The following is a 22,327-nucleotide window of genomic DNA, read 5'->3' as shown; positions in this document are numbered from 1 at the left end:
CGCCCCGAGGGTGCTACTCACAGTGTCCTGCATTCGGTCGCGCGGATCAACACCTTCTCCTGAATGAACTCGTCCTCCAGCCGCTTGCGCAACTCGGCCCACCAGGTCTCGTCAAGCTCCTCGACCATCACCTCGATGATGACGATGCGGTCGCGCGCCACGGTTTCGCCCGTGTGCCACAAGCCCTCGGCCGGGGCGCGGGTGAAGGCCGTCGCACCGCCGAAGCGGTGCGTAAAATCGTGCACGAGATCCTCGATCTCCTCGGGGCGCACTTCAGAGCCATCGCCGCGATCGAGTGGCAGGAAGACGTCGATGAGATGCATCGAGATTCCCTAACTTGGTGAACTTCATCTAGGCCGGACGGCATCGAGGGAAAGGACAGGCGCGGAAAGGAACTCAACGAGGGTAACGCCGCGGAGAGCCCGAACCGGCGACCGGCGGGGATTTGGTCCAGGCTCCTCGGGCATCAAATGACCGCCGCCAAGCCGGTTACAACGGCAACGGCCTACTGCCGGCCACGCTAGCGGTCCGGTCCACGCTACCGCACGTCGACCCAGCGCTGCTCCTGATGCGAACGCGCCATGGCGTGGACGCTGCGCTCGATCTCAAGCCCTTCGTCGAAATCCACCAGATGCGCCGGCCGGCCCTCGAGCCGGGCGATGATCTCGTGGCATTCGATGATCTTGTGATCGTTGAAACCGAGGCCGTGGCCTGGCGCGGGAATGAAGCGGCCATAGGGTTCGTGATGCGGCCCCACGAGGATCGTGCGAAAACCCTGCTCGGTCGGGCGGTCAGAGGTGACGTAGAGTTGGAACTCGTTGAAACGCTCCTGGTCGAATACAATGGTGCCTTTCGACCCGAAGATCTGCAGAGCAATGCGGCCCTTGCGTCCCCAGGCGGAGCGGTTGACCTGCAGTGTTCCGGCGATCCCGTTTTCCAGCCGCATCAGTACGCTGGCGATGTCCCAGGTCTCGACTGCTCGCCGCCCGCCGCCGGCGACTTGTCGGTCCGCATAAGGCTTTGCCATGTCGCACATCACGCGGGAGACGCGTCCGAACAGCTTTGAGATCAGCGAGAGCGGGTGGACGGCAAAATCGTCCAGAGCGCCGTAGCCGGAAGCCGCCTCGTGCTTCCAGAAGAACAGCGCTTCGGGATCGGCCATAAAATCCTCGTCCATCTCGATCCTGAGATGGTTCACCTCGCCGATGATCCGTTCATCGAGCAGGGTGCGAATGTGGCGGAAAGCCGGGCTCTGGATGTAGTTGAACCCGAGCACCGCCAACTTGCCGGAGCGGCTGGCTGCATCGCGCATGGCTTGCGCCTCGGCGAAGGTCGGTGCCATCGGCTTCTCGCACCAGACATGTTTTCCGGCTTCGAGCGCCGCGATCGCCATCTCGGGATGGAACTGGTTCGGCGTGGTGACGGAGACTATGTCGACCTCCGGGTCTTCGATCACGGCGCGCCAGTCGCCGGAAGCCTTGGCGAAGCCGAACTCGCGTGCGCAGCGCTCCGCCAAGTCCTCCGTCGCCTCGCCGAGATGGACGAGCCGTACCCGCGGCGTGTCACCGAACACCGCTCCCACGGACGTCCATGCTATCGCGTGGCACTTGCCCATGAAGCCTGTGCCGATCAGTCCGACGCCGACCATCTCCAGCCCTCTTTGCGCGATAGAGCCTTGTATGGATTAGTCGATTTCGAGTTGAAACGGAATGGATAGTTTATTCTATTTGGTCTACCCGGCTTCCCACCAAATGGTTCCGAGTGGGGATTACTATCATGTCTGCTGACGGCGTGCGGCCGCCAAAGGAGATATCTTTCATGAGGAATGCGCCGGGCGAGCAGTCGTCCGAGATCGACGTCATCACCATCGGGCGCTCGTCCGTCGACCTCTACGGACAGCAGATCGGCTCCCGCCTGGAAGACATCGCATCCTTCGCCAAATCGGTGGGAGGCTGTCCGGCGAATATCGCGATAGGCACCGCGCGGCTCGGGCTCCGATCGGCCTTGCTGACGCGCGTCGGCGACGAGCAGATGGGTCGGTTCATCCGCGAGCAGCTACAGCGCGAGGGTGTCTTGGTTCAGGGTGTCGTCACCGACAAGGAGCGCCTGACGGCACTCGTCCTGCTCGCGGTCGAGGCGGAAGGCGTCTCGCCGATGATCTTCTACCGCACTGATTGTGCCGACATGGCGCTGTGCGAGGACGACGTCGACGAAGAGTTCATCGCTTCCGCGCGGGCGATCGTCGTCACGGGAACCCATTTCTCTCGCCCGAACTCCGACGCGGCGCAGCGCAAGGCGATCCGGGCCGCGAAGGCGGCGGGCCGCAAGGTTGTCTTCGACATCGACTACAGGCCCAATCTCTGGGGCCTCGCCGGCCATGCCGCCGGTTTCGAGCGCTATGTAAAGTCCGAGCGTGTTTCTCAGCAGCTGAAATCGGTCCTGCCCGACTGCGACCTGATCGTCGGCACAGAGGAGGAGATCATGATCGCCTCCGGCGCCGACGATGTGCTCGGCGCGCTGAAGGCCATCCGCTCCGTCTCCCTGGCCACCATCGTGCTGAAGCGCGGCTCGATGGGGTGCATCGTCTATGACGGCGAGATCAGCGACGATCTCGAGGAGGGAATCGTCGGCCGGGGCTTCCCGATTGAGGTCTACAACGTCCTGGGGGCGGGCGACGCGTTCATGTCCGGTTTCCTGCGCGGCTGGCTGGGCGGCGAAAGCCTCGAGACCGCCGCCACCTGGGCCAATGCCTGCGGGGCCTTCGCGGTGTCGCGCCTGCTCTGCTCGCCCGAATATCCGACCTGGGAGGAACTGCAGTTCTTCCTCAGGAACGGCAGCCCGCACCGGGCGCTGCGCAAGGACGAGACGATCAACCACATTCACTGGGCGACGACCCGCCGGCGCGAGATCCCAACGCTGATGGCCTTCGCCGTGGACCACCGTGTGCAGTTGGAGGATATGGCGAAGGCCGCTGGGGCGGGGCCCGAGCGGATTTCTGCCTTCAAGGTACTGGCGGTCAAGGCCGCCGCTCGCGTGGCCGACGGCCGCGAAGGCTATGGCATGCTGATCGACGAGAAGCATGGCCGCGACGCCCTCTTCGAGTTCGCCCGCCATCCGTTCTCATGGCTGGGCCGCCCGGTCGAATTGCCGGGATCGCGGCCGCTGCGCTTCGAATCAAGCCAGGACATCGGCTCGCAATTGATTGAATGGCCGGTGACGCACTGCATCAAATGCCTGTCCTTCTACCATCCGGGTGATCCGGCCGAGCTTAAGGCCGAACAGCAGCAAAAACTGGGCGCGCTCTACGATGCCTCCCGCAAGGTCGGACGCGAACTGCTCGTCGAAATCATCGCCGGCAAGCACGGCACGCTTGCCGATGACACGATCGCCCGCGCTCTGGAGGAGATCTATGCGCTGGGCATCAAGCCGGACTGGTGGAAGCTGGAGCCGCAGGCCTCGCCCGACGTGTGGCGCCGCATAGGCGCCGTCATTGAGAACAACGACCCGCACTGCCGCGGCGTGGTGCTGCTCGGGCTGGAGGCGCCGGAGGAGGAACTGGCCAAGGCGTTCGCCGCGGCGGCAGACGCCCCGATCGTGAAAGGCTTTGCGGTCGGCCGCACCCTCTTCGCCGACGCAGCCCAAAAATGGTTCGCAGGCAAGATCTCGGACGTCGAAGCGGTTGCCGACATGGCCGAGCGCTTCCAGCGTCTCACCAGCGCCTGGCTTGCAGCACGGGGGCTTGAGACGGCATAGTCAAAGACGCCGCGTTTCGGAGCAAAATCGTCTGGGAGGACAAGATGACCGAGACCATCCGCCTGACCATGGCGCAGGCGCTCACCCGCTTCATGTCACGGCAGATGACGGTAATCGACGGCCGGAAGGTTCCGATCTTCGCCGGCGTTTGGGCGATCTTTGGTCACGGCAACGTCGCCGGCGTCGGCGAAGCGCTCTATCAGGTGCGGGAGGAACTGCCGACCTACCGCGCTCACAACGAGCAGGCGATGGCGCATGCGGCCATCGCCTTCGCCAAGGCGTCGTTCCGCCGCCGTTTCATGGCGGCGACATCCTCTATCGGGCCGGGCGCCACCAACATGGTGACGGCAGCGGCCCTTGCCCATGTCAACCGCCTGCCGGTGCTCCTTCTGCCGGGCGACGTCTTCGCCAACCGGGCGCCCGATCCCGTGTTGCAGCAGGTCGAAAGTTTTGGCGACGGCACCATAAGTGCCAACGACGCGTTCCGGCCGGTGTCGCGCTATTTCGATCGCATCACACGACCCGAGCAGATCATCCCCGCCCTCCAGCGCGCCATGCAGGTCCTGACCGACCCAGCCGATTGCGGGCCGGTGACGCTGAGCCTCTGCCAGGACGTGCAGGCGGAGGCCTTCGACTATCCGCAAAGCTTTTTCGCCGAGCGGGTGTGGGAGCCGCGCCGGCCCCGCCCGGACGTTCGGGAACTGGAGGTGGCGGCCACCGCGCTGCGCGGGGCGGAAAAACCGGTGATCATCGCCGGCGGCGGCGTCCTCTATTCCGAGGCGGCAGCGACGCTGCAGGCCTTCGCCGAAAAGCACGGCATCCCGGTGATGGAAACCAATGCCGGGAAATCGAGCCTGCCGCACGATCATCCGCTCAACATGGGTTCGATCGGGGTCACCGGCTCCTCGGCGTCAAACCTGCTTGCCGAGCAAGCGGACGTGGTGCTGGCGGTTGGCTCGCGCCTGCAGGATTTCACCACCGGCTCCTGGGCGCTGTTCAAGGCGGAAGGCGTGAAGGTCGTCGGGCTGAACGCACAGTTGTTCGACGCCGGCAAGCATCGCGCGCTGCCGCTGGTGGCCGACGCCAGAGCGGGTCTTGAGGGGCTGGAGGAAGGGCTCGACGGCTGGAAGTCGCCCGACAACTGGGTGTCCAAGGCCAAGGCCGCGAAGGCCGACTGGCTGGAGGCGGCCAAGGCGGTGACCGACCCGACCAACGCGCTGCCGTCCGACGCGCAGGTGATCGGAGCGGTGCACCGCGCGCGCGGCTCGAAGGCAACCGTGGTTTGCGCTTCCGGCGGCCTGCCGGGCGAACTGCACAAGCTCTGGCCAGCCGGCGCGCCCGGCAGTTATCACCTCGAATACGGCTATTCGACCATGGGCTACGAGATCGCCGGCGGCTTGGGCGTGAAGCTCGCCAGGCCTGATGACGACGTGGTCGTGATGGTCGGCGACGGCAGCTACATGATGATGAATTCCGAGATCGCCACCTCGGTGATGCTGGGCGTCAAGCTCACCATCGTGGTGCTGGACAATCGCGGCTTCGGCTGCATCAACCGGCTGCAGATGGCGACCGGCGGCGCCAACTTCAACAATCTCTTCAAGGACACCCGGCATCAGCTTTTGCCTGAAATCGATTTTGCCGCCCATGCCGCCTCTATGGGCGCGGTGGCGCGCAAGGCAGCCTCCATTGCGGAGTTGGAGCGCGCGTTGAAGGAGGCCGAGGCGGATGACCGCACCAGCGTGATCGTCATCGACACCGACCCGCTGATCTCGACCGAGGCGGGGGGACATTGGTGGGATGTGGCGGTGCCGGAGGTGAGCCCGCGCCCTACCGTGAACGACGCGCGGAAGAAGTACGAGGAAGCCTTGAGGGTGCGGCGGCTGGTGAGCTGAAATCTGCCCCTCTCGCCGCCGCTGCGGTCAGAGGATGCCGGCTGGCAGGTGAGGGGGTGTGCGTGCAACGCTCAAAGGGATCGGAGGGAAGACGGTGAAAGCCAGACTGGGAATGTCCCCGATTGCGTGGTGGAACGACGATCTGGTCGAACTCAGCGAGGACGTGTCGCTGGAGGAGTGTTTGCGGCAGTCGCGCTCGGCCGGTTTTACCGGCATGGAGATGGGGCGGCGCTTCCCGAGAGACCCGGAAATCATGCTGCCGATCCTGCGCGAGGCCGACGTTACCCTCTGCGGCGGCTGGTTCTCCGGGACGCTGGTCGACGAGGAGATGGCCGTGAACAAGGACCGCATCCAGCCGATGATCGACCTGTTCAAGGCGGTGAACGCGCCCTGCATCGTCTATGGCGAGGTCGGCCGATCCATCCAGGGCGACCGCTCGAAACCCCTCGCGACGAAGCCAAAGCTCTCTGACGATGAGATGAAGGCCTATGCAAGGCGGCTCACCGAGTTCGGCGAATGGTGCGCCGGGCAAGGCATGCCTCTGTCCTATCACCATCACATGGCGGCGGTGGTCGAGACCGAGCCGGAGCTCGACACCTTCATGCGTCATTCAGGGTCCGGCATTCCGCTCCTGCTCGACGCCGGACATCTCGCCTTCGCCGGCGGCGACGTGCTGCGCGCCATCGACAAGCACCACGCGCGCATCAACCACGTCCATGTCAAGGACGTGCGCATGGACGTCATCCGCAGCCTCGACCGCAGCAGGCAATCCTTCCTCGACGCCGTGGCGCTCGGAGCCTTCACGGTTCCCGGCGACGGCTCGCTGGATTTCGGCGCGATCGTCAAGCGGTTGGCGGATTATGGTTACGACGGCTGGTTCGTGGTCGAGGCCGAGCAGGACCCGGGGAGGAGCCCGCCCCTGAAGATGGCTCAGATCGGTCACAAGGAACTGATGCGCGTCCTGACCGAGGCGGGCTATACGGTCGAGACGCAGGGTTTTCGCCTTGCCTGACACCGCGAATTTGAGCCGAGGACTGATGCGCGACGCAGATCACCCCTTTTTCCGGCCGCTGTGGCGGCGTGTCGCCATCGTCGTGGTCTGCGCCGCCTGGTCGATTCTCGAGTTCTGGGCCGGAGCGCAACTCTGGGGAATGCTGGCCGGCGGCATGGCTGTCTATGGCGTCTGGACGTTCCTGCTCAACTACAAGCCGCCCGCGGATCCAGACCGACCTTCTGAAAAGGAGTAAGCGTATGCCGAAACTGCTTGTGAAGCCCGGGGGCACGAGCGGCCGTGTGACCCACGTCACGCCGGAAAACGCCGGGTGGACCTATGTGGGTTTCGAGCTTCTCCGACTGAAGCCGGGCGAAAGCGTTTCGGCCGAGACCGGTTCGCGCGAGGTCTGCATCGTCTTCGTGACAGGGAGTGGGAGCGCCAATGCGGGCGGCCAGGCATTCGGCTCGCTTGGCGGCAGGACCAGCCCGTTCGATGGAAAACCCTGGTCACTCTATGTGCCCGAAGACTCCAATTGGTCGGTCACGGCGGAGACCGATCTGGAACTGGCCGTATGCTCGGCCCCGGGGTTGGGCGGCAGACTGCCGCCGCGCGTCATTGGACCCGACGATGTCAAGCAGGAGGTCCGCGGAAAGGGCTCCAACACCCGCTACGTGACCAACATCTTGCCGGAGGGCGAGCCGGCCGATTCGCTGCTGGTGGTCGAGGTGATCACGCCGGGCGGCCACACATCCAGCTACCCGCCGCACAAGCACGATCGCGATGCGCTTTCTGCCGAATCGTATCTCGAGGAGACCTACTATCACCGGCTCAACCCGCCCCAGGGCTTTGCCTTCCAGCGGGTCTATACGGATGCCGACGAGAATGGTGTGCGCGAGTTGGACGTGGCAATGGCGGTCGAGGACGGGGACGTGGTTCTGGTGCCGAAGGGGTATCACCCCTGCGCGGCCTGCCACGGCTACGATCTCTATTACCTGAACGTCATGGCCGGACCGAAGCGCACCTGGAAGTTCCACAACGCGCCCGAGCACGAGTGGCTGCTGAAGGCGTAAGGGCGCGTAGCTTGGGCGCATCTTGGAACAAGTCGCGCCAAGTGCTTGCGTTCGCTGCGATCACCCCCTAAGGGAGAGCCATCCGGAGTGTAGCGCAGCCTGGTAGCGCACCTGATTTGGGATCAGGGGGTCGCAGGTTCGAATCCTGCCACTCCGACCAGTTCGCGAGAGGAATGGATGTCAGCGCGCATTTTCAGCCCCGCCCGTAACGCGATGCAATCCGGCAAGGCCAAGACCGGCTTCTGGGTTCTCGAGTTCGAGCCGGCGCAGCCGCTCAAGATCGATCCGCTGATGGGCTACACCTCTTCCGGCGACACGAGGCGCCAGGTTCGGCTCACCTTCGACACCAAGGAGGAGGCGATCGCCTACGCTGAAAAGAACGGCATCGACTTCACCCTACAGGAGCCGAAGGTTTCGAAGCGCCGACAGATTTCCTATGCGGAGAATTTCCGCTATGACCGCAAGACGCCCTGGACGCACTGACGGCGCGTCCGCCTGATCGCTTCTCGCGGCAAGCCGCTCTGCCGAACGGTCCCGTAGCTCAGCTGGATAGAGCACCGGCCTTCTAAGCCGATGGTCGCAGGTTCGAATCCTGCCGGGATCGCCAAAATCAAAGCTTATCCGTGATGGCCGAGTTGGGTGAACTGCAACCCTTTTCGCGATCCAAGTGATCCATGACCGACGACGATCAGTCGAAAGCCAGCTCTTCCGCGCCACCGCCTGCCCGCGCCCATCGGGCGAGGGTCTTGAAGCGGGCGACGATCGTGCGCGGGGTCGACGAATCGGAGATAGGCTGCACGGTCCGCAACCAGCATTCCGATGGCGCCGAACTGATCGTCCCTGCCGTGCCTGTCCCGGGCGAATTCCTACTATACGTTCCCGCAGACAAGCTGGCGTATCGCTGTCTCGTGAGATGGCGTCGCAACGATCACATCGGTGTTCAGTTCACCGGAACGGAGCCCAAGCCGAAGCACCACTATGGCTGAGTTGTGCCAAGCTGTGGTGGCCGGCTCAAGCCTCGGCGTCGCCGCGAGCGCGCCTTAATTTGATCGCGGAAGCGACAAAGCCGCTCAGTCCAGGAGCCGGCCGCCATCCTCAAGCCTCCGCTGCCGCCTTCAACCCGCGCTGCAGGTCCGCCTTCAGATCCTCGACATCCTCCAGGCCGATCTGGAGGCGCAGCACCGGTCCCTCGTAGGGGCCCGTCGCGATCGTCCGATCCGTGATGTTGACCGGCACGGCCAGGCTCTCGTAGCCGCCCCAGGAATAGCCGAGCCCGAAGATCTGCAATGCGTCGAGGAAGGCGTGGCCATGGCGAACCCCGCCGCCGGCCAGCACCACCGAGAAGACGCCGCTCGAGCCTGAGAAATCGCGATTCCAGATCGCATGGCCAGGATGGCTTTCGAGGGCCGGATGAAGCACGCGGGCAACGCCCGGCTGCGCCTCGAGCCAGCGAGCGACCTCCAGCGCGCTCTTCTGGTGCCGCTCCAGGCGGAGACCCATGGTGCGCAGCCCCCGCAGCACCTGGTAGACGTCGTCGGGACCGGAACAGCAGCCCATCGTGAAGAAAGTCTCCTGAAGTCGCGGCCAGTGAGCCTCGTTGGCGGAGACCGTGCCGAGCACCAGATCGGAATGGCCGGCCGGATATTTGGTGGCGGCATGGATCGAGATGTCGACGCCATGGTCCAGCGGCCGGAAGTAGAGCGGTGTTGCCCAAGTGTTGTCCATCATCACCACGGCGCCGCGTGCCTTGGCGGTTTTGGCGATGGCCGGTATGTCCTGGACCTCGAATGTGTTGGAGCCCGGCGATTCTGTGAACACGACCCGCGTATTCGGTTTCATCAGGCGCTCGATGCCGGCCCCGATCAGCGGGTCGTAGAATTCGACCTCGATACCTAGCCGCAGCAGCATGGTGTTGGCGAAGTGACGGGTGGGGAAATAAACCGAGTCTGTGATGAGCACGTGGTCGCCGCTGGAGAGAAACGCCAGCAGGGGGATGGTCACGGCGGCCAGACCCGACGGGACGATGATCGTGCCTGCCGAACCTTCCAACTCGTCGATGGCGGAGGCCAGCGCATCGGTGGTGGGGGTACAGCGGGTCCCGTAGGTGTATCTCTGGCCGCGTGACGCGATCGTCTGAGCGTCTGGATAGAGCACCGTGGAGGCATGGACGACCGGCGGGTTCACGAAGCCGAAGAAGTCGCGCGGATCGTTGCCGGAATGCGCAAGACGCGTGTTCACGCCCGCTTTGCTCAGGTTACGTTCAGTCATGCTGTCCTCTTCGTAGTCGGCATGGCTTAGAGCGGTGTTGTGCCTGGCGCAACCGCTCGAGCGCAGGGGAACGTGCGGAACTCAGCGATGCCGATTGTGCAAGAATCAGCGGACAGCCGACGTGCACGCATCGTTGGCAAGCGGCGCCGCCGCATGACGGTGGCAAAACTGGCCTAACCGGTTCATACCGCTTGACCTCACGGAAATAATCAACTTCGATGCAAGCCGTGAATGGGGAACACGGGAAGGTCTTGCCAGGTATCCCGTCTCGGGGTGGCCGGGCACCAGAACCGCCGCCTCCAGGGGGAAATCGGGAAGAGCAGTCCCGGCAGACAGAAAGGCTCGCTGAAATGAAAAACACGTTGAAGGTCGTTCTCGGGGCGGCCGCGCTGGGGCTGATGGCATCGGTTGCCTCCGCCGGAACGCTGGAAGACGTCAAGGCAAAGGGTTTCGTCCAGTGCGGCGTGAATACCGCTCTGGCCGGCTTCTCCGCGCCGGACGATAAGGGTAACTGGACGGGCCTCGACGTGGATTTCTGCCGGGCGGTGGCGGCAGCGATTTTCGGCGACGGCAACAAGGTGAAGTTCACCCCGCTCAGCGCCAAGGATCGGTTCACCGCGTTGCAGTCGGGCGAGGTCGACCTGCTTTCTCGTAACACCACCTGGACGATCCAGCGCGATACAGCGCTCGGCCTGAACTTCGCCGGCGTTACCTACTATGACGGCCAGGGTTTTATGGTGAACGCCAAGAAGCTGCCGGGCGTCAACTCCGCGTTGCAACTGTCCGGCGCGTCCGTGTGCGTGCAGTCCGGCACGACCACCGAACTGAACCTCGCCGACTACTTCAAGGCGAACAATCTCGAATACAATCCGGTGGTCTTCGAGAAGGTCGAAGAAGCCAACGCCGCCTATGATTCCGGCCGCTGCGATGCCTACACCACCGACCAGTCCGGCCTCTACGCGATCCGCCTGACGCTCGCGGCACCGGACGATCACGTCGTGCTGCCCGAGATCATCTCCAAGGAGCCGCTCGGCCCATCCGTGCGCCAGGGCGATGACAAGTGGTTCGACATCGTCAAGTGGACCTATTACGCGCTGCTGACCGCAGAGGAACTCGGCATCACCCAGGCCAACGTCGATGAGATGAAGAATTCGGCCAGCCCCGAGATCAAGCGCGTGCTCGGCGTCGAGGCCGAAACCAAGATCGGCACCGATCTCGGTCTCGACAACGATTGGGTGGTCAAGATTGTCAAGGCAACCGGCAATTACGGCGAGATCTTCGAGCGTAATGTCGGCTCCGGCAGCCCGCTGAAGATTGCGCGCGGTCTCAATGGCCTGTGGACCAAGGGCGGCCTGCAATACGCGATGCCAATTCGCTGATGCAAGGCTGGGCCGGAGTCCACCTCCGGCCCAGTACCTATCCGGAAGGTTAGCCAATGGCGATACAGGATGCGGTGAAGGCAAGCGAGCCGGCCAAGAGCTCGCTGATCTATGACCCGCGTTTCCGCAGTATCTTCTTCCAGGTCCTTATTGTGGGGCTTTTGGTATTCGCGATCTGGTGGATCGTCGGAAACACAATCGAAAATCTGCGCCGCTCGAACATCCCGACCGGGTTCGAGTTTTTACGTGGGCGGGCCGGCTTCGACATTTCCGACCGGCTGATCGCTTACAGCTCAGACTCGACCTATGGGCGCGCGATCCTCGTCGGCCTCTGGAACACGGTGCTCGTGGCGGTCTGCGGTATCGTGACGGCCACAATCATAGGCTTCATGGTCGGTATCGCCCGGCTCTCCCACAACTGGCTGATCCGGAAGATCGCGACCGTTTACATCGAGATTTTCCGCAATATCCCGCCATTGCTGGTCATCTTCTTCTGGTACCTCGGGGTTCTGTCGATCCTCCCGGCGCCGCGTGACAGCATCGTGCTGCCGTTCGGATCCTATCTGAACAGCCGCGGCTTCTATTTCCCGAAATTCGTCTGGGGGGAGGGCGCCTGGCTCGTTGTTGCCGGGCTTATTATCGGTATCGGCCTGAGTTGGTTCGTGGCCCGACGCGCAAGGGCGCGCCAGATGGCGACCGGCCAGCAATTTCCGGTATTCTGGACGAGTGTCGCGCTCATCATTGGCTTTCCGCTGCTTGGTTTCGCGGTCGCCGGATTTCCGCTGACGCTCGATTTTCCGAAAGCGGGCACTTTCAATCTCACCGGCGGCTTCAATGTGAAGCCCGAGTTCCTGTCGCTCTACTTGGCGCTCTCCTTCTACACGGCCGCGTTCATCGCCGAGATCGTGCGGGCTGGTATCTTGGGCGTCAGCAAGGGCCAAGGCGAGGCGGCGGCGTCGCTGGGCTTAAGGTCTGGGCAGGCGCTTCGCCTGGTGATCATCCCACAGGCAATGCGGATCATCGTTCCGCCGCTCACCAGCCAGTATCTCAACCTCACCAAGAACTCGTCGCTGGCGGTCGCTATCGGCTATCCGGATCTCTATGCGATTGGCGGCACGATCCTCAATCAGACCGGCCAGGCGATCGAAATCGTTGCCATCTTCATGGTCATCTATCTGGGGATCAGCCTGCTGACCTCCGGCTTCATGAACTGGTTCAACGCCAAGATGGCGCTGAAGGAGAGGTGAGCCGTGCAAGAGCATGACGTCTCCTGGGTTAGAACGGAAATGGTGCTGGCGGAGGCCGCGCCACGCAGCCAAGCGGGCTTCGGCGCATGGTTCCGCAAGAACCTGTTTGCGACCCCGATCGACGCGGCTCTGACGGTGCTGGCTCTGCTGGCGCTGGCCTGGGCGGTTCCGCAAATACTGAACTGGGCGTTCTTCAGCGCGCAATGGACTGGCGCGGACCGGTCCGCCTGCCTGACCGTCGCCCAGGGCGGCAGCCATCCCGACGGGTGGTCCGGCGCCTGCTGGGCGTTCGTCAGCGCAAAATTCGGTCAGTTCATGTTCGGCCGCTATCCGATCGAGGAACGCTGGCGCGTCATTCTCACCGGCATCCTCTTCGTCGCTCTGCTGGCGCCGCTGTTGATCCCGCGGGCGCCTTACAAGGGATTGAATGCGATCCTCTTCTTCGGGCTGTTCCCCTTCGTCGCCTTCTTCCTGCTGGTCGGCGGCTTCTTCGGGCTGCCCTATGTGGAGACCTCGCTTTGGGGCGGCCTGCTGGTGACCCTTGTCCTCTCCTATGTCGGCATCGTCGTGTCGCTGCCGCTGGGCATCATTCTGGCGCTCGGTAGGCGCTCGCACATGCCGGCGGTCAAGCTCTTGTCGGTGATCTTCATCGAGACAGTCCGCGGCGTGCCGCTGGTGACCGTGCTCTTTATGGCTAGCTTCATGCTGCCGCTGTTCGCGCCGCCCGGGGTGACCTTCGACAAATTGCTCAGAGCTCTCATCGGCGTGGCGCTTTTCGCCTCCGCCTACATGGCCGAAGTGGTCCGAGGCGGACTGCAGGCCATCCCGAAGGGACAGTATGAAGGCGCGGACTCGCTCGGTCTTGGCTATTGGCAGAAGATGGGCCTCATCATCATGCCTCAGGCGCTGAAACTCGTCATTCCGGGCATCGTCAACACCTTCATCGGCATGTTCAAGGACACGACGCTGGTCCTCATCATCAGCATGTTCGATTTGCTCGGGATCGTGAAACAGAACCTCGCCGACGCCAACTGGGCGACGCCGCAGACGGCCAAGACCGGGCTGGTCTTCGCCGGCTTCGTGTTCTGGATTTTCTGCTTCAGCATGTCGCGCTATTCGATGTACATGGAGCGTCGGCTCGATACCGGATTACGGCGCTAACAACAAAAAACAATGGGAACCCCACATATGAGCACCGAGAACGCCGTCAGCGCCGAGGAGATCAAGGTCGACGCGCGCAAGATGCACGTCTCCGAAACGGATGTCGCAATCGACATCGTCGGCATGCACAAATGGTACGGCGACTTTCACGTTCTGAAGGACATCAACCTGAGAGTGATGCGCGGTGAGCGGATCGTCGTCTGCGGTCCATCGGGCTCGGGCAAGTCGACCATGATCCGCTGCATCAACCGGCTGGAGGAGCACCAGAAGGGCAGGATCATCGTCGACGGCAAGGAACTCACCAACGATCTCAAGAAGATCGACGAGGTCCGGCGCGAGGTCGGCATGGTGTTCCAGCACTTCAACCTTTTCCCGCACCTGACCATCCTGGAGAATTGCACGCTGGCGCCGATCTGGGTGCGGAAGGTCCCACGGAAGCAGGCGGAGGAGACGGCGATGCACTTCCTGCGGCGGGTCAAGATCCCGGAGCAGGCTCACAAATATCCCGGCCAACTCTCAGGGGGCCAGCAGCAGCGCGTCGCCATCGCCCGCTCGCTCTGCATGAACCCGCGCATCATGCTGTTCGACGAGCCTACCTCGGCGCTCGACCCCGAGATGATCAAGGAAGTGCTGGAGACGATGGTGGGGTTGGCCGAGGAAGGCATGACGATGCTTTGCGTCACCCACGAGATGGGATTTGCGCGCAAGGTCGCGAACCGCGTGATCTTCATGGACCAGGGCCAGATCGTGGAGCAGAACACGCCGGCCGAGTTCTTCGACCATCCCCAGCACGAGCGCACAAAGCTGTTCCTCAGCCAGATTCTGCATTGAGGACGGGCTCGGCGGGAACGTTCCGTACTGTCGCTACCCTGACGTGCCGGGCTCCCACCCATAAAGCCAGTCCATATCTGCGGCGAGACTCTGTGATGGTCGGGCGCGCAGGACAAGGTTGCGGGCAAGCGCGACCGGCCCGCTCGCATGCCACACGAACTCGTTGAACGCCCCGCGCTTTCGCACGGCGGCGATACGGGTTCTTCGGGATGTCTCCCAGGCGAGTAAAGCTTGGTGAAGCCGAGTGGTGTCGGATATCGACAACCCATTGGGCACCTCAGCGTCGTTCGCGGCCCCGACCACTTCGCCGATCACATCGGCCAAGGTCACAGCGTCCTCGATTGCCATTGCCGCACCCTGCGCCGCAAAGGGCGTGAGCGCATGCGCAGCATCGCCGATTAGGACAAGCCGGTCACGAATCCAACGGGTCGAACTGTCAACTGTACACACTGGCCATGGTGTCCAGACCGTACCGTCTTCCGCAAGGAGCGCCAACTCGGGTGCGGTGCTTGCCAGCGCGTTGCGGAGTGACAGAGGATCGGCTTCGGCCGACCAGCTTTCGTCGACGCGACCGTTCGCCTTCGTGAACGCGACTAGATTGATGTCCGATCCCCCGCGCAGCGGATAGGCGACAAGGTGGAAGCCAGGGTGCAGAAACGCATTGACGCTCAGGTCTCGTGGAAACCATGAGACTTCTGGGCTGCCAGCCGGCAGGGTGCGGCGCCAGGCCATTTGGCCGCTGAACCGGGCGACACTTCCTAAGCCTCCCTTCGTCCTGAGTTCGGACCAGACGCCGTCTGCTCCTACCAGCAGCGCTCCGGCGAAGGTCTCGACCTGTCCTCCGATTTCGACCGTGACGGAGACCCGCGAGGTTTCCAGGTCCACCTCCCGGACCGTTGCGCCCGTGATCAGGGAAATGCATGGACAGTTTTGGGCGGCTTCCAGAAGAGCAGCCTGCAGGTCCGCCCGGTGGACAACCAGATAGGGCGCCGCCCAGCGCCTTTCGGCCTCTGCGCCAAGCGGCACCCGCGCGAGCGCTTTCAACGTTCGGGCATCGCGCAATACGATCGCCGGCGGAGCAACTGCGGACTCCCGCAGCAGATCGAGCACGCCGAGGCGTGCCAGCAGCCGCGTTGCATTGGGCGACAACTGCAGCCCGGCGCCGATCTCCTGAAGTTCGGGAGCGCGTTCGAAAATGCGGACGGGAAAGCCCCGGTCGGCCAAGGCGATGGCGGCGGTCAGTCCAGCAATTCCGGCACCCGCAACGAGGATTTCGCGCGGTTGCCGCTTAATCATCGGTCGCGTGGCGCCGTCCTAGGCAGCGCGGCTGACGTACAGGCTGCCCTCGGGCCGAGTCTCCGTCGCTTTCAGGGCAGGGTCGTAGCGGTAAAGGGTCGAGCAATAGGGGCAGACCTTCTCGTCATCGTCGCCCATGTCGAGGAAGACGTGCGGATGGTCGAAGGGCGGAGTGGCGCCGACGCACATGAATTCCTTCACGCCGATCTCGATCGTCGCGTGTCCCGCGTCGTTCTGGAAATGGGGAACCGTGCCGCCCGCCATCGCTGTCTCCTTCGCGCTTCGCGCCGCGTCATAACAGTCCGGGGCGCGTTCGCCAATCACCCGTAGGTGCCGAAATCAAACTGTCACATTCGCCTGTCACGAGCTACATTTTGCCTAGGTGGAGGGGGCAGGGAATGATCGAGATGGATGAAGTCAAGCCGCTGAAGAGGTACGAAGCGACCGAACTGGCGGCTCCGGACGCCGTCACCGGCAACCCGGATCGGTTCGTCAATCGAGAATTCTCCTGGCTTCAGTTCAATCGGCGCGTGCTGGAGGAGGCGCAGAACCCTCATCATCCGCTGCTGGAGCGGGTGCGATTTCTCTCGATCTCGGCGGCCAACCTCGATGAGTTCTTCATGGTTCGTGTGGCCGGGCTCGCTGGCCAAGTACGAGAGGGGATTACGCTGCGCAGCCCGGACGGTCGCACGCCCGAACAGCAACTCGATCAGATCCTGCACGAGGTCGAGAGCCTGCAGCAGGATCAACAGGTCAGCCTCGCGACCCTCATGGATCTGCTCCGGGCCGAGGGCATCGAGACGGTCGCTGCCTCCGCTCTCACGACGGACGAGCGCGCTTGGCTGGAGGACCACTTCCAGGAGCAGATATTCCCGGTGCTGACGCCGCTCTCGATCGATCCGGCGCATCCCTTTCCGTTCATCCCCAATCTCGGCTTCTCGATCGCGCTGCGGCTGAGACACCGGAAGGACAGGGAGGAGATGAATGCCCTGCTTCGTCTTCCCGTAGCGCTGAGACGCTTCATCCGGCTCCCGGATGGCAAGACGGTCGTTCGCTTCATCCAACTCGAGGAAGCGGTCGGCATGTTCATCGGACGCCTGTTCCCGGGCTACGAATTGAAGGGCTCCGGCACGTTCCAGATCATCCGCGACAGCGATATCGAGGTGGAGGAGGAGTCGGAGGATCTCGTTCGGCTCTTCGAGACGGCGCTGAAGCGGCGTCGGCGCGGCTCGGTGATCCGGATCGAGTTCGACGCGCGGATGCCGTCGGAACTGCGCGACTTCGTGGCCGGCGAGTTGGGGGTCCCATCGAACCGGATATCGGTTATCGACGGCCCGCTCGCTCTCAGCCAGATCGCCGAGATCTACGCCATCCCCCGCGATGATCTGAAGTTCGTGCCCTATAATCCGCGGTTTCCCGAGCGTGTGCGCGACCATCGCGGCGACTGCCTGGCCGCCATCCGCGAGAAGGACATGATCGTCCACCACCCCTATGAATCGTTCGACGTTGTCGTCCAGTTCCTTCGCCAGGCAGCGCTCGACCCTGACGTCGTCGCCATCAAGCAGACGCTCTACCGCACCTCCAACGACAGCCCGATCGTACGCGCACTGATCGATGCGGCGGAGGCAGGAAAGTCCGTGACCGCGCTGGTCGAGCTCAAGGCACGCTTCGATGAGGAGGCGAACATCCGCTGGGCGCGCGACCTTGAGCGCGCGGGCGTGCAAGTCGTGTTCGGGTTCCTGGAACTGAAAACCCACGCCAAGATGTCGCTGGTGGTGCGCCGCGAGGACGGCAAGCTGCGCAACTACGTGCATCTGGGGACCGGCAACTACCATCCGATCACCGCACGCATCTACACCGACCTCTCCTTCTTCACGACCGACCCGCAGATCGCGCGCGACGTGGCGCAGATCTTCAACTACATCACCGGCTATGCCGAGCCGGCGGAGGAAATGGCCATCGCCATGTCGCCGCTGACCTTGCGCAGCCGCATCCTCAAGCACATCGCGGACGAAATCGATCACGCCAGGGCAGGGCGGCCGGCGCGCATCTGGATGAAGATGAACGCATTGGTGGACCCTATGGTGATCGATGCGCTCTACGAAGCGAGCCGGAACGATGTGGAGATCGACCTCGTCGTGCGCGGAATCTGCTGCCTGCGCCCTCAGGTGCCCGGCCTTTCAGAGAACATAAGGGTGAAGTCGATCGTCGGGCGGTTTCTGGAACACAGCCGGATCTTCTGCTTCGGCAACGGGTATGGGCTGCCGTCCGACGAGGCCATCGTCTACATCGGCTCGGCCGACATGATGCCGCGCAATCTCGACCGGCGGGTCGAGACGCTGGTGCCGATCACCAATCCAACCGTTCACGAGCAGGTTCTGGGGCAAATCATGCTCGGCAACATCATGGACAACCAGCAGAGTTTCGAAGTATTGCCTGACGGCACTTCCCGGCGGGTGATGCCGGACGAGGGCGAAGAGCCGTTCAACGCTCAGGAATATTTCATGACAAATCCGAGTCTCTCCGGCCGCGGCGTTGCGCTGAAGAGCCACGCGCCGAAGCAGATCGCCCAGTTTCGCCGCCGCAAGAAGCCCGTCGCGATCTCCGGCTGATGATCGCCAACTCCCAAGGTCGACTGCAGGATCGCAATCCGGTCGCGATCATAGACATCGGATCGAACTCGATCCGCCTCGTCATATATGAGGGGATCGCCCGTTCTCCGACCGTGCTCTTCAACGAGAAGATGCTGGCGGGCCTGGGCCGAGGCATCGTCTCGACCGGCAAGCTGGACCCGGAAGGCGTGACCCGCGCAGTCGAGGAGTTTGGCAGGTTCCGTGCGCTTGCCGACCAGGCTGGCGCAGGGGAACTGCACGTCATTGCAACGGCCGCTGCGCGAGAGGCCGAGAACGGCCCCGACTTCATCGAGAGAGCCGAAAAGATCCTGGGAACCACGATACGCGTGCTTAGCGGGCGCGAGGAGGCCGGCTATTCGGCGCTCGGCGTGATCTCGGGCTTTCATTCCGCGAACGGAATCACGGGCGATCTCGGCGGTGGCAGCCTGGAACTCGTCGACATCGACGGCGAGGCGATCGGCGACGGCATTACCCTGCCGCTCGGCGGCCTGCGCCTTCAAGACATGGCGAACAATTCCTTGGCGGAAGCCGCGCGCATCGCCCGCAGCGAAATCAAGCGCGCCAAGCTGCTGAAAGCAGGAGAGGGCCGGAACTTCTATGCGGTCGGAGGCACCTGGCGAAACCTCGCCCGCCTGCACATGAATGCCACCAACTATCCGCTGGCGGTCATGCATCACTACGAGATGTCGATAGGCGGCTCGCTTCCTTTCCTGCGCCAGGTCGCCAAGGGCGACATCGACAAGATGAAAGGGCTCGAAGCCGTTTCGAAAAGCCGGCGGGCGCTGCTTCCCTACGGCGCTGCGGTCCTTTTGGAGATCATCGAGGCGATGAAGCCGTCGAAGATCGTCGTCTCGGCGTTCGGTGTGCGCGAGGGCTATCTCCATTCCCTGCTGTCACCCGAGGAGCAGCGGCGCGATCCCCTGATTACGGCTTCAGAGGAACTAGCCCTGCTGCGTGCCCGCTCGGTCAAGCACGCGCATGAACTGGCCGAATGGACCGGCTATTCCTTCGCCGCCTTCGGCATCGACGAGACCGAAGAGGAGGCGCGCTACCGCCGGGCTGCGTGTCTGCTCGCCGATATCGGCTGGCGCGCCCATCCCGAATACCGCGGCACGCAGTCGATGAACATCATCTCCAACGCCTCGTTTATCGGCGTCGATCACCCCGGCCGGGCCTTCCTGGCGCTGACCAACTTTTTCCGCCATGAGGGAATATTCAACGAAGCGGGCGCGGCGGAGATCATACGGCTGGCTACGCCGCGCTATCTGGAGCGGGCGCGGCTGCTCGGCGCCATGATGAGGGTCGTCTATCTTTTCTCGGCAGCGATGCCCGGCGTCATTCCGACGCTGCGCTGGGAACGCACGGAAGGCGAAGGTCTTGCGCTTGTCGTTCCCAAACGCTTCGCCGCACTCGTGGGTGAGCGGCCGGCCGGCCGCCTCGCTCAACTCGGCAAGCTCACCGGGCGCAAGCTGGAGCTTCGCATGGAGGAAGAGTAATCGGCGCGATGAGCGTCGTTGAGGCTCGAGCGGTCTGCCTCAGATATCCGCAACAAACAAAAAAATAGGCCCGGACAATGCCGGGCCCTCGGAGGCTTGAACTTCGGAGATCTTAGCCGCGCCGTGCGTCGATCGAAAGGGCGCCCGGGCCAAAGACCGCCAGGATCAGGAAGCCGCCGGTGATCGCCAAGTTCTTCTGGAAGAATAGCATCTGGCTCATGTCGGCGAAGTTGGTGTGCGCGATCAGGGTCGCCGCAACGGTGAAGAGCGCAAGCACGACCGCGGCGATGCGGGTCTGGAATCCGATCAGGATGGCTAGGCCGCCGACCAGTTCGACCAGGCCGACTCCGATCGCCACAAGGGTCGGAGCAGGCAGGCCGATGCTGCCGAACCACTGCGCCGTGCCGCTGATGGCGGTCAGCTTGGAAAAGCCGGCCATGATGTACATGGCAGATATGAGAAGCCGGCCGAGGACGAGCACGGCAGCGGCGCCGGTGCTCTGGCTGGCGGATGACTGGGTAGCGCTAATGGACATTCAAATGCTCCGATGTGCTGTTCGCGAAGTCAGATAGCAGCGGAGCGCTGTCCTTAGAAAGGTACCTACACGTCAACGCATCGTTCACTTCTATTGAACAGCGGAGGCATCTGCCCCAGGGGTTTACCCGGGGCGCGTCATTTCCTCCGGCCGAACCATGCGGTCGTACTCCTCGGCGGTCACCAGTCCGGTCGCCAGCGCCTCTTCGCGCAACGTGGTGCCATTCTTGTGAGCGGTTTTGGCGATCTTGGCCGCATTGTCGTAGCCGATCGTCGGCGCAAGCGCCGTCACGAGCATCAGCGAGCGCTCCAAAGCTGCTCTGATATTGTCCTCCCGCGCCTCGATGCCGACCACGCAATTGTCCGTGAAGGAGACCGCCGCGTCGCTCATCAACTGCACGGACTGCAGGAAATTGTAGGCCATCAGCGGATTGTAGACGTTCAGCTCGAAATGGCCCTGGCTGCCGGCGAAGGTGATGGCCGCCTGGTTGCCCATTACCTGGATGCAGACCTGCGTGAGCGCCTCGGACTGCGTGGGATTGACCTTGCCCGGCATGATCGACGAGCCAGGCTCGTTCTCGGGCAGCGACAGTTCTCCCAGTCCCGAGCGCGGGCCAGAGCCCAGGAACCGGATGTCATTGGCGATCTTGTAGAGCGCAGCGGCCGCGGCGTTGATGGCGCCGTGCGAGAACACCATGGAGTCGTGCGCGGCGAGCGCCTCGAACTTGTTTGGCGCACTGACGAAGTCGATGCCAGTGATGGCCGCGATGCGCTCGGCCACCTTCTCGGCGAAGCCGATCGGGGCATTGAGCCCGGTACCCACCGCCGTGCCGCCCTGGGCGAGTTCCTGTAGGCCGGGCAGCGTCAACTCGATCCGCTTGATCGAGGAGGCGACCTGGGCCGCATAGCCGGAGAATTCCTGGCCGAGCGTCAGAGGTGTGGCATCCTGGGTGTGCGTGCGGCCGATCTTGACGATGTGCGCGAACTCTTTCGCCTTGGCGTCGAGCGCCGCATGCAGGTGGCGCAGCGCGGGCAGCAGGTCGTGGACGATCCGCTCGGCGCAGGCGATGTGCATGGCCGTCGGATAGGTGTCGTTCGACGACTGGCTCATGTTCACGTGGTCGTTCGGGTGGACGGGCTTCTTCGAGCCCATCTCGCCGCCCAGGAGCTCGATCGCGCGGTTCGAGATCACCTCGTTGGCGTTCATGTTGGACTGCGTGCCCGAGCCGGTCTGCCAGACCACCAGCGGAAAGTGGTCATTGAGCTTGCCTTCGATGACCTCCTGCGATGCCTCCACTACCGCTTTGCCGATCGTCGGATCGAGGCGGCCGAGTTCCATATTGGCCTCGGCGGCGGCGCGCTTGACGATGCCCAGCGCGCGCACGATGGCCAGCGGCTGCTTCTCCCAGCCGATCTTGAAGTTGCCCAGCGAGCGTTGCGCCTGCGCGCCCCAGTAGCGGTCGGCGGGGACTTCGATCGGCCCAAAGGTGTCCGTTTCAATCCGTGCCTTGTTCGCGCCTTCGCTCACCACCGCCTCCTACGCTTCCGCTTTGCGGCATGGGCCTATCGCGTTGCACAACAGCCTTCAAGGGCAGAATGGGTGAGCGCGGAAATCCAATCGATTGAGAGGGAGGGCTCGTCCTTTGCGAACGGTGCTAGCCGACCGAATCCTGCATCGATGACGTCAAGTTTCCCTCATAAAAGCCGCCTCGCCGGTGAGGGCTCCGGCGAGGCGTTCCGTGGCATCAGTGGATGCTTCGGAGTGAATCCGTC

The 22,327-nt window shown here is 63.4% G+C and carries 20 protein-coding genes and 2 tRNA genes; 15 read left to right on the top strand and 7 right to left on the bottom strand.

Annotated features, from left to right (window positions below; all coding sequences use genetic code 11):
- Positions 1-17: 17 nt before the first annotated feature.
- Together HUI96_RS02140 and HUI96_RS02135 are read right to left on the bottom strand one after the other, a co-directional pair.
- Positions 18-323, bottom strand: a complete 306-nt coding sequence (locus tag HUI96_RS02140) for a hypothetical protein (RefSeq protein ID WP_188252961.1) — start codon at positions 321-323, stop codon at positions 18-20.
- A 215-nt stretch (positions 324-538) separates the two neighbouring features.
- Entirely contained in the window at positions 539-1,648 is a 1,110-nt protein-coding gene (locus tag HUI96_RS02135) for a Gfo/Idh/MocA family protein (protein ID WP_188252960.1), read from the bottom strand.
- 170 nt (positions 1,649-1,818) lie between these two features.
- On the opposite strand from HUI96_RS02135, the gene HUI96_RS02130 reads away from it, so the two are divergent.
- The 9 genes from HUI96_RS02130 to HUI96_RS02090 all read left to right on the top strand — a co-directional run bounded on the left by HUI96_RS02130 (position 1,819) and on the right by HUI96_RS02090 (position 8,695).
- Entirely contained in the window at positions 1,819-3,753 is a 1,935-nt protein-coding gene (locus tag HUI96_RS02130; RefSeq protein ID WP_188252959.1) for a bifunctional 5-dehydro-2-deoxygluconokinase/5-dehydro-2-deoxyphosphogluconate aldolase, read from the top strand.
- 44 nt (positions 3,754-3,797) lie between these two features.
- Positions 3,798-5,645 carry a 3D-(3,5/4)-trihydroxycyclohexane-1,2-dione acylhydrolase (decyclizing) gene (gene iolD, locus HUI96_RS02125; protein ID WP_188252958.1) on the top strand — a complete coding sequence of 616 codons (1,848 nt, stop codon included), beginning with the start codon at positions 3,798-3,800 and terminating at the stop codon, positions 5,643-5,645.
- A gap of 94 nt (positions 5,646-5,739) precedes the next feature.
- A complete protein-coding gene (iolE, locus tag HUI96_RS02120; protein ID WP_188252957.1) occupies positions 5,740-6,657 on the top strand; it encodes a myo-inosose-2 dehydratase in 918 nt (305 codons plus the stop codon).
- Between the two features lie 25 nt (positions 6,658-6,682).
- Positions 6,683-6,892 (top strand): DUF3329 domain-containing protein, encoded by a 210-nt coding sequence (locus tag HUI96_RS02115; protein WP_188252956.1) that lies wholly within the window; start codon positions 6,683-6,685, stop codon positions 6,890-6,892.
- Between the two features lie 4 nt (positions 6,893-6,896).
- Positions 6,897-7,709: a 5-deoxy-glucuronate isomerase gene (gene iolB, locus HUI96_RS02110; protein WP_188252955.1), complete on the top strand. Its 813-nt coding sequence runs from the start codon at positions 6,897-6,899 to the stop codon at positions 7,707-7,709.
- A gap of 83 nt (positions 7,710-7,792) precedes the next feature.
- Positions 7,793-7,869: transfer RNA gene (locus HUI96_RS02105), tRNA-Pro, on the top strand.
- Positions 7,870-7,886: 17 nt separating this feature from the next.
- On the top strand, positions 7,887-8,192 hold the full coding sequence (locus HUI96_RS02100; protein ID WP_188252954.1) for an ETC complex I subunit: 306 nt from the start codon (positions 7,887-7,889) through the stop codon (positions 8,190-8,192).
- Positions 8,193-8,239: 47 nt separating this feature from the next.
- Positions 8,240-8,316, top strand: a tRNA-Arg gene (locus tag HUI96_RS02095).
- A 67-nt stretch (positions 8,317-8,383) separates the two neighbouring features.
- Positions 8,384-8,695: a PilZ domain-containing protein gene (locus tag HUI96_RS02090; RefSeq protein ID WP_188252953.1), complete on the top strand. Its 312-nt coding sequence runs from the start codon at positions 8,384-8,386 to the stop codon at positions 8,693-8,695.
- A 109-nt stretch (positions 8,696-8,804) separates the two neighbouring features.
- Here HUI96_RS02090 and HUI96_RS02085 read toward each other — a convergent pair whose 3' ends face one another.
- A complete protein-coding gene (locus HUI96_RS02085; protein WP_188252952.1) occupies positions 8,805-9,977 on the bottom strand; it encodes a cystathionine beta-lyase in 1,173 nt (390 codons plus the stop codon).
- 350 nt (positions 9,978-10,327) lie between these two features.
- On the opposite strand from HUI96_RS02085, the gene HUI96_RS02080 reads away from it, so the two are divergent.
- The 4 genes from HUI96_RS02080 to HUI96_RS02065 are packed head-to-tail and all read left to right on the top strand — an operon-like array spanning position 10,328 to position 14,595.
- Complete coding sequence (locus HUI96_RS02080) at positions 10,328-11,356, top strand: amino acid ABC transporter substrate-binding protein (protein ID WP_188252951.1); 1,029 nt, start codon at positions 10,328-10,330, stop codon at positions 11,354-11,356.
- A gap of 56 nt (positions 11,357-11,412) precedes the next feature.
- A complete protein-coding gene (locus HUI96_RS02075; protein ID WP_188252950.1) occupies positions 11,413-12,603 on the top strand; it encodes an amino acid ABC transporter permease in 1,191 nt (396 codons plus the stop codon).
- 39 nt (positions 12,604-12,642) lie between these two features.
- On the top strand, positions 12,643-13,764 hold the full coding sequence (locus HUI96_RS02070; RefSeq protein WP_210320018.1) for an amino acid ABC transporter permease: 1,122 nt from the start codon (positions 12,643-12,645) through the stop codon (positions 13,762-13,764).
- 27 nt (positions 13,765-13,791) lie between these two features.
- Positions 13,792-14,595, top strand: a complete 804-nt coding sequence (locus HUI96_RS02065; protein WP_273032282.1) for an amino acid ABC transporter ATP-binding protein — start codon at positions 13,792-13,794, stop codon at positions 14,593-14,595.
- Between the two features lie 33 nt (positions 14,596-14,628).
- Here the strand turns inward: HUI96_RS02065 and HUI96_RS02060 are convergent, their stop codons facing one another.
- Positions 14,629-15,891, bottom strand: a complete 1,263-nt coding sequence (locus tag HUI96_RS02060) for an FAD-dependent monooxygenase (protein WP_188252948.1) — start codon at positions 15,889-15,891, stop codon at positions 14,629-14,631.
- 18 nt (positions 15,892-15,909) lie between these two features.
- Positions 15,910-16,155 (bottom strand): zinc-finger domain-containing protein, encoded by a 246-nt coding sequence (locus tag HUI96_RS02055; RefSeq protein WP_188252947.1) that lies wholly within the window; start codon positions 16,153-16,155, stop codon positions 15,910-15,912.
- A 143-nt stretch (positions 16,156-16,298) separates the two neighbouring features.
- Here HUI96_RS02055 and HUI96_RS02050 point away from each other — a divergent pair, with 143 nt between their 5' ends.
- Positions 16,299-18,503 carry an RNA degradosome polyphosphate kinase gene (locus tag HUI96_RS02050; protein WP_188253187.1) on the top strand — a complete coding sequence of 735 codons (2,205 nt, stop codon included), beginning with the start codon at positions 16,299-16,301 and terminating at the stop codon, positions 18,501-18,503.
- Positions 18,503-20,020: an exopolyphosphatase gene (ppx, locus tag HUI96_RS02045; RefSeq protein ID WP_188252946.1), complete on the top strand. Its 1,518-nt coding sequence runs from the start codon at positions 18,503-18,505 to the stop codon at positions 20,018-20,020. The genes HUI96_RS02050 and ppx overlap by 1 nt, the downstream gene beginning before the upstream one ends.
- 112 nt (positions 20,021-20,132) lie before the next feature.
- Here the strand turns inward: ppx and HUI96_RS02040 are convergent, their stop codons facing one another.
- On the bottom strand, positions 20,133-20,555 hold the full coding sequence (locus HUI96_RS02040; protein WP_188252945.1) for a DoxX family protein: 423 nt from the start codon (positions 20,553-20,555) through the stop codon (positions 20,133-20,135).
- Between the two features lie 123 nt (positions 20,556-20,678).
- Positions 20,679-22,082: a class II fumarate hydratase gene (gene fumC / locus HUI96_RS02035; protein WP_188252944.1), complete on the bottom strand. Its 1,404-nt coding sequence runs from the start codon at positions 22,080-22,082 to the stop codon at positions 20,679-20,681.
- Positions 22,083-22,327 lie beyond the last annotated feature (245 nt).

The organism is Pseudaminobacter soli (ex Zhang et al. 2022), from assembly GCF_014595955.1.
Taxonomy (GTDB): Bacteria; Pseudomonadota; Alphaproteobacteria; order Rhizobiales; family Rhizobiaceae; genus Kumtagia; species Kumtagia pseudosoli.
The sequence above is the reverse complement of the archived record's forward strand: the minus strand, read 5'-3'. Positions and strand labels throughout refer to the sequence as shown.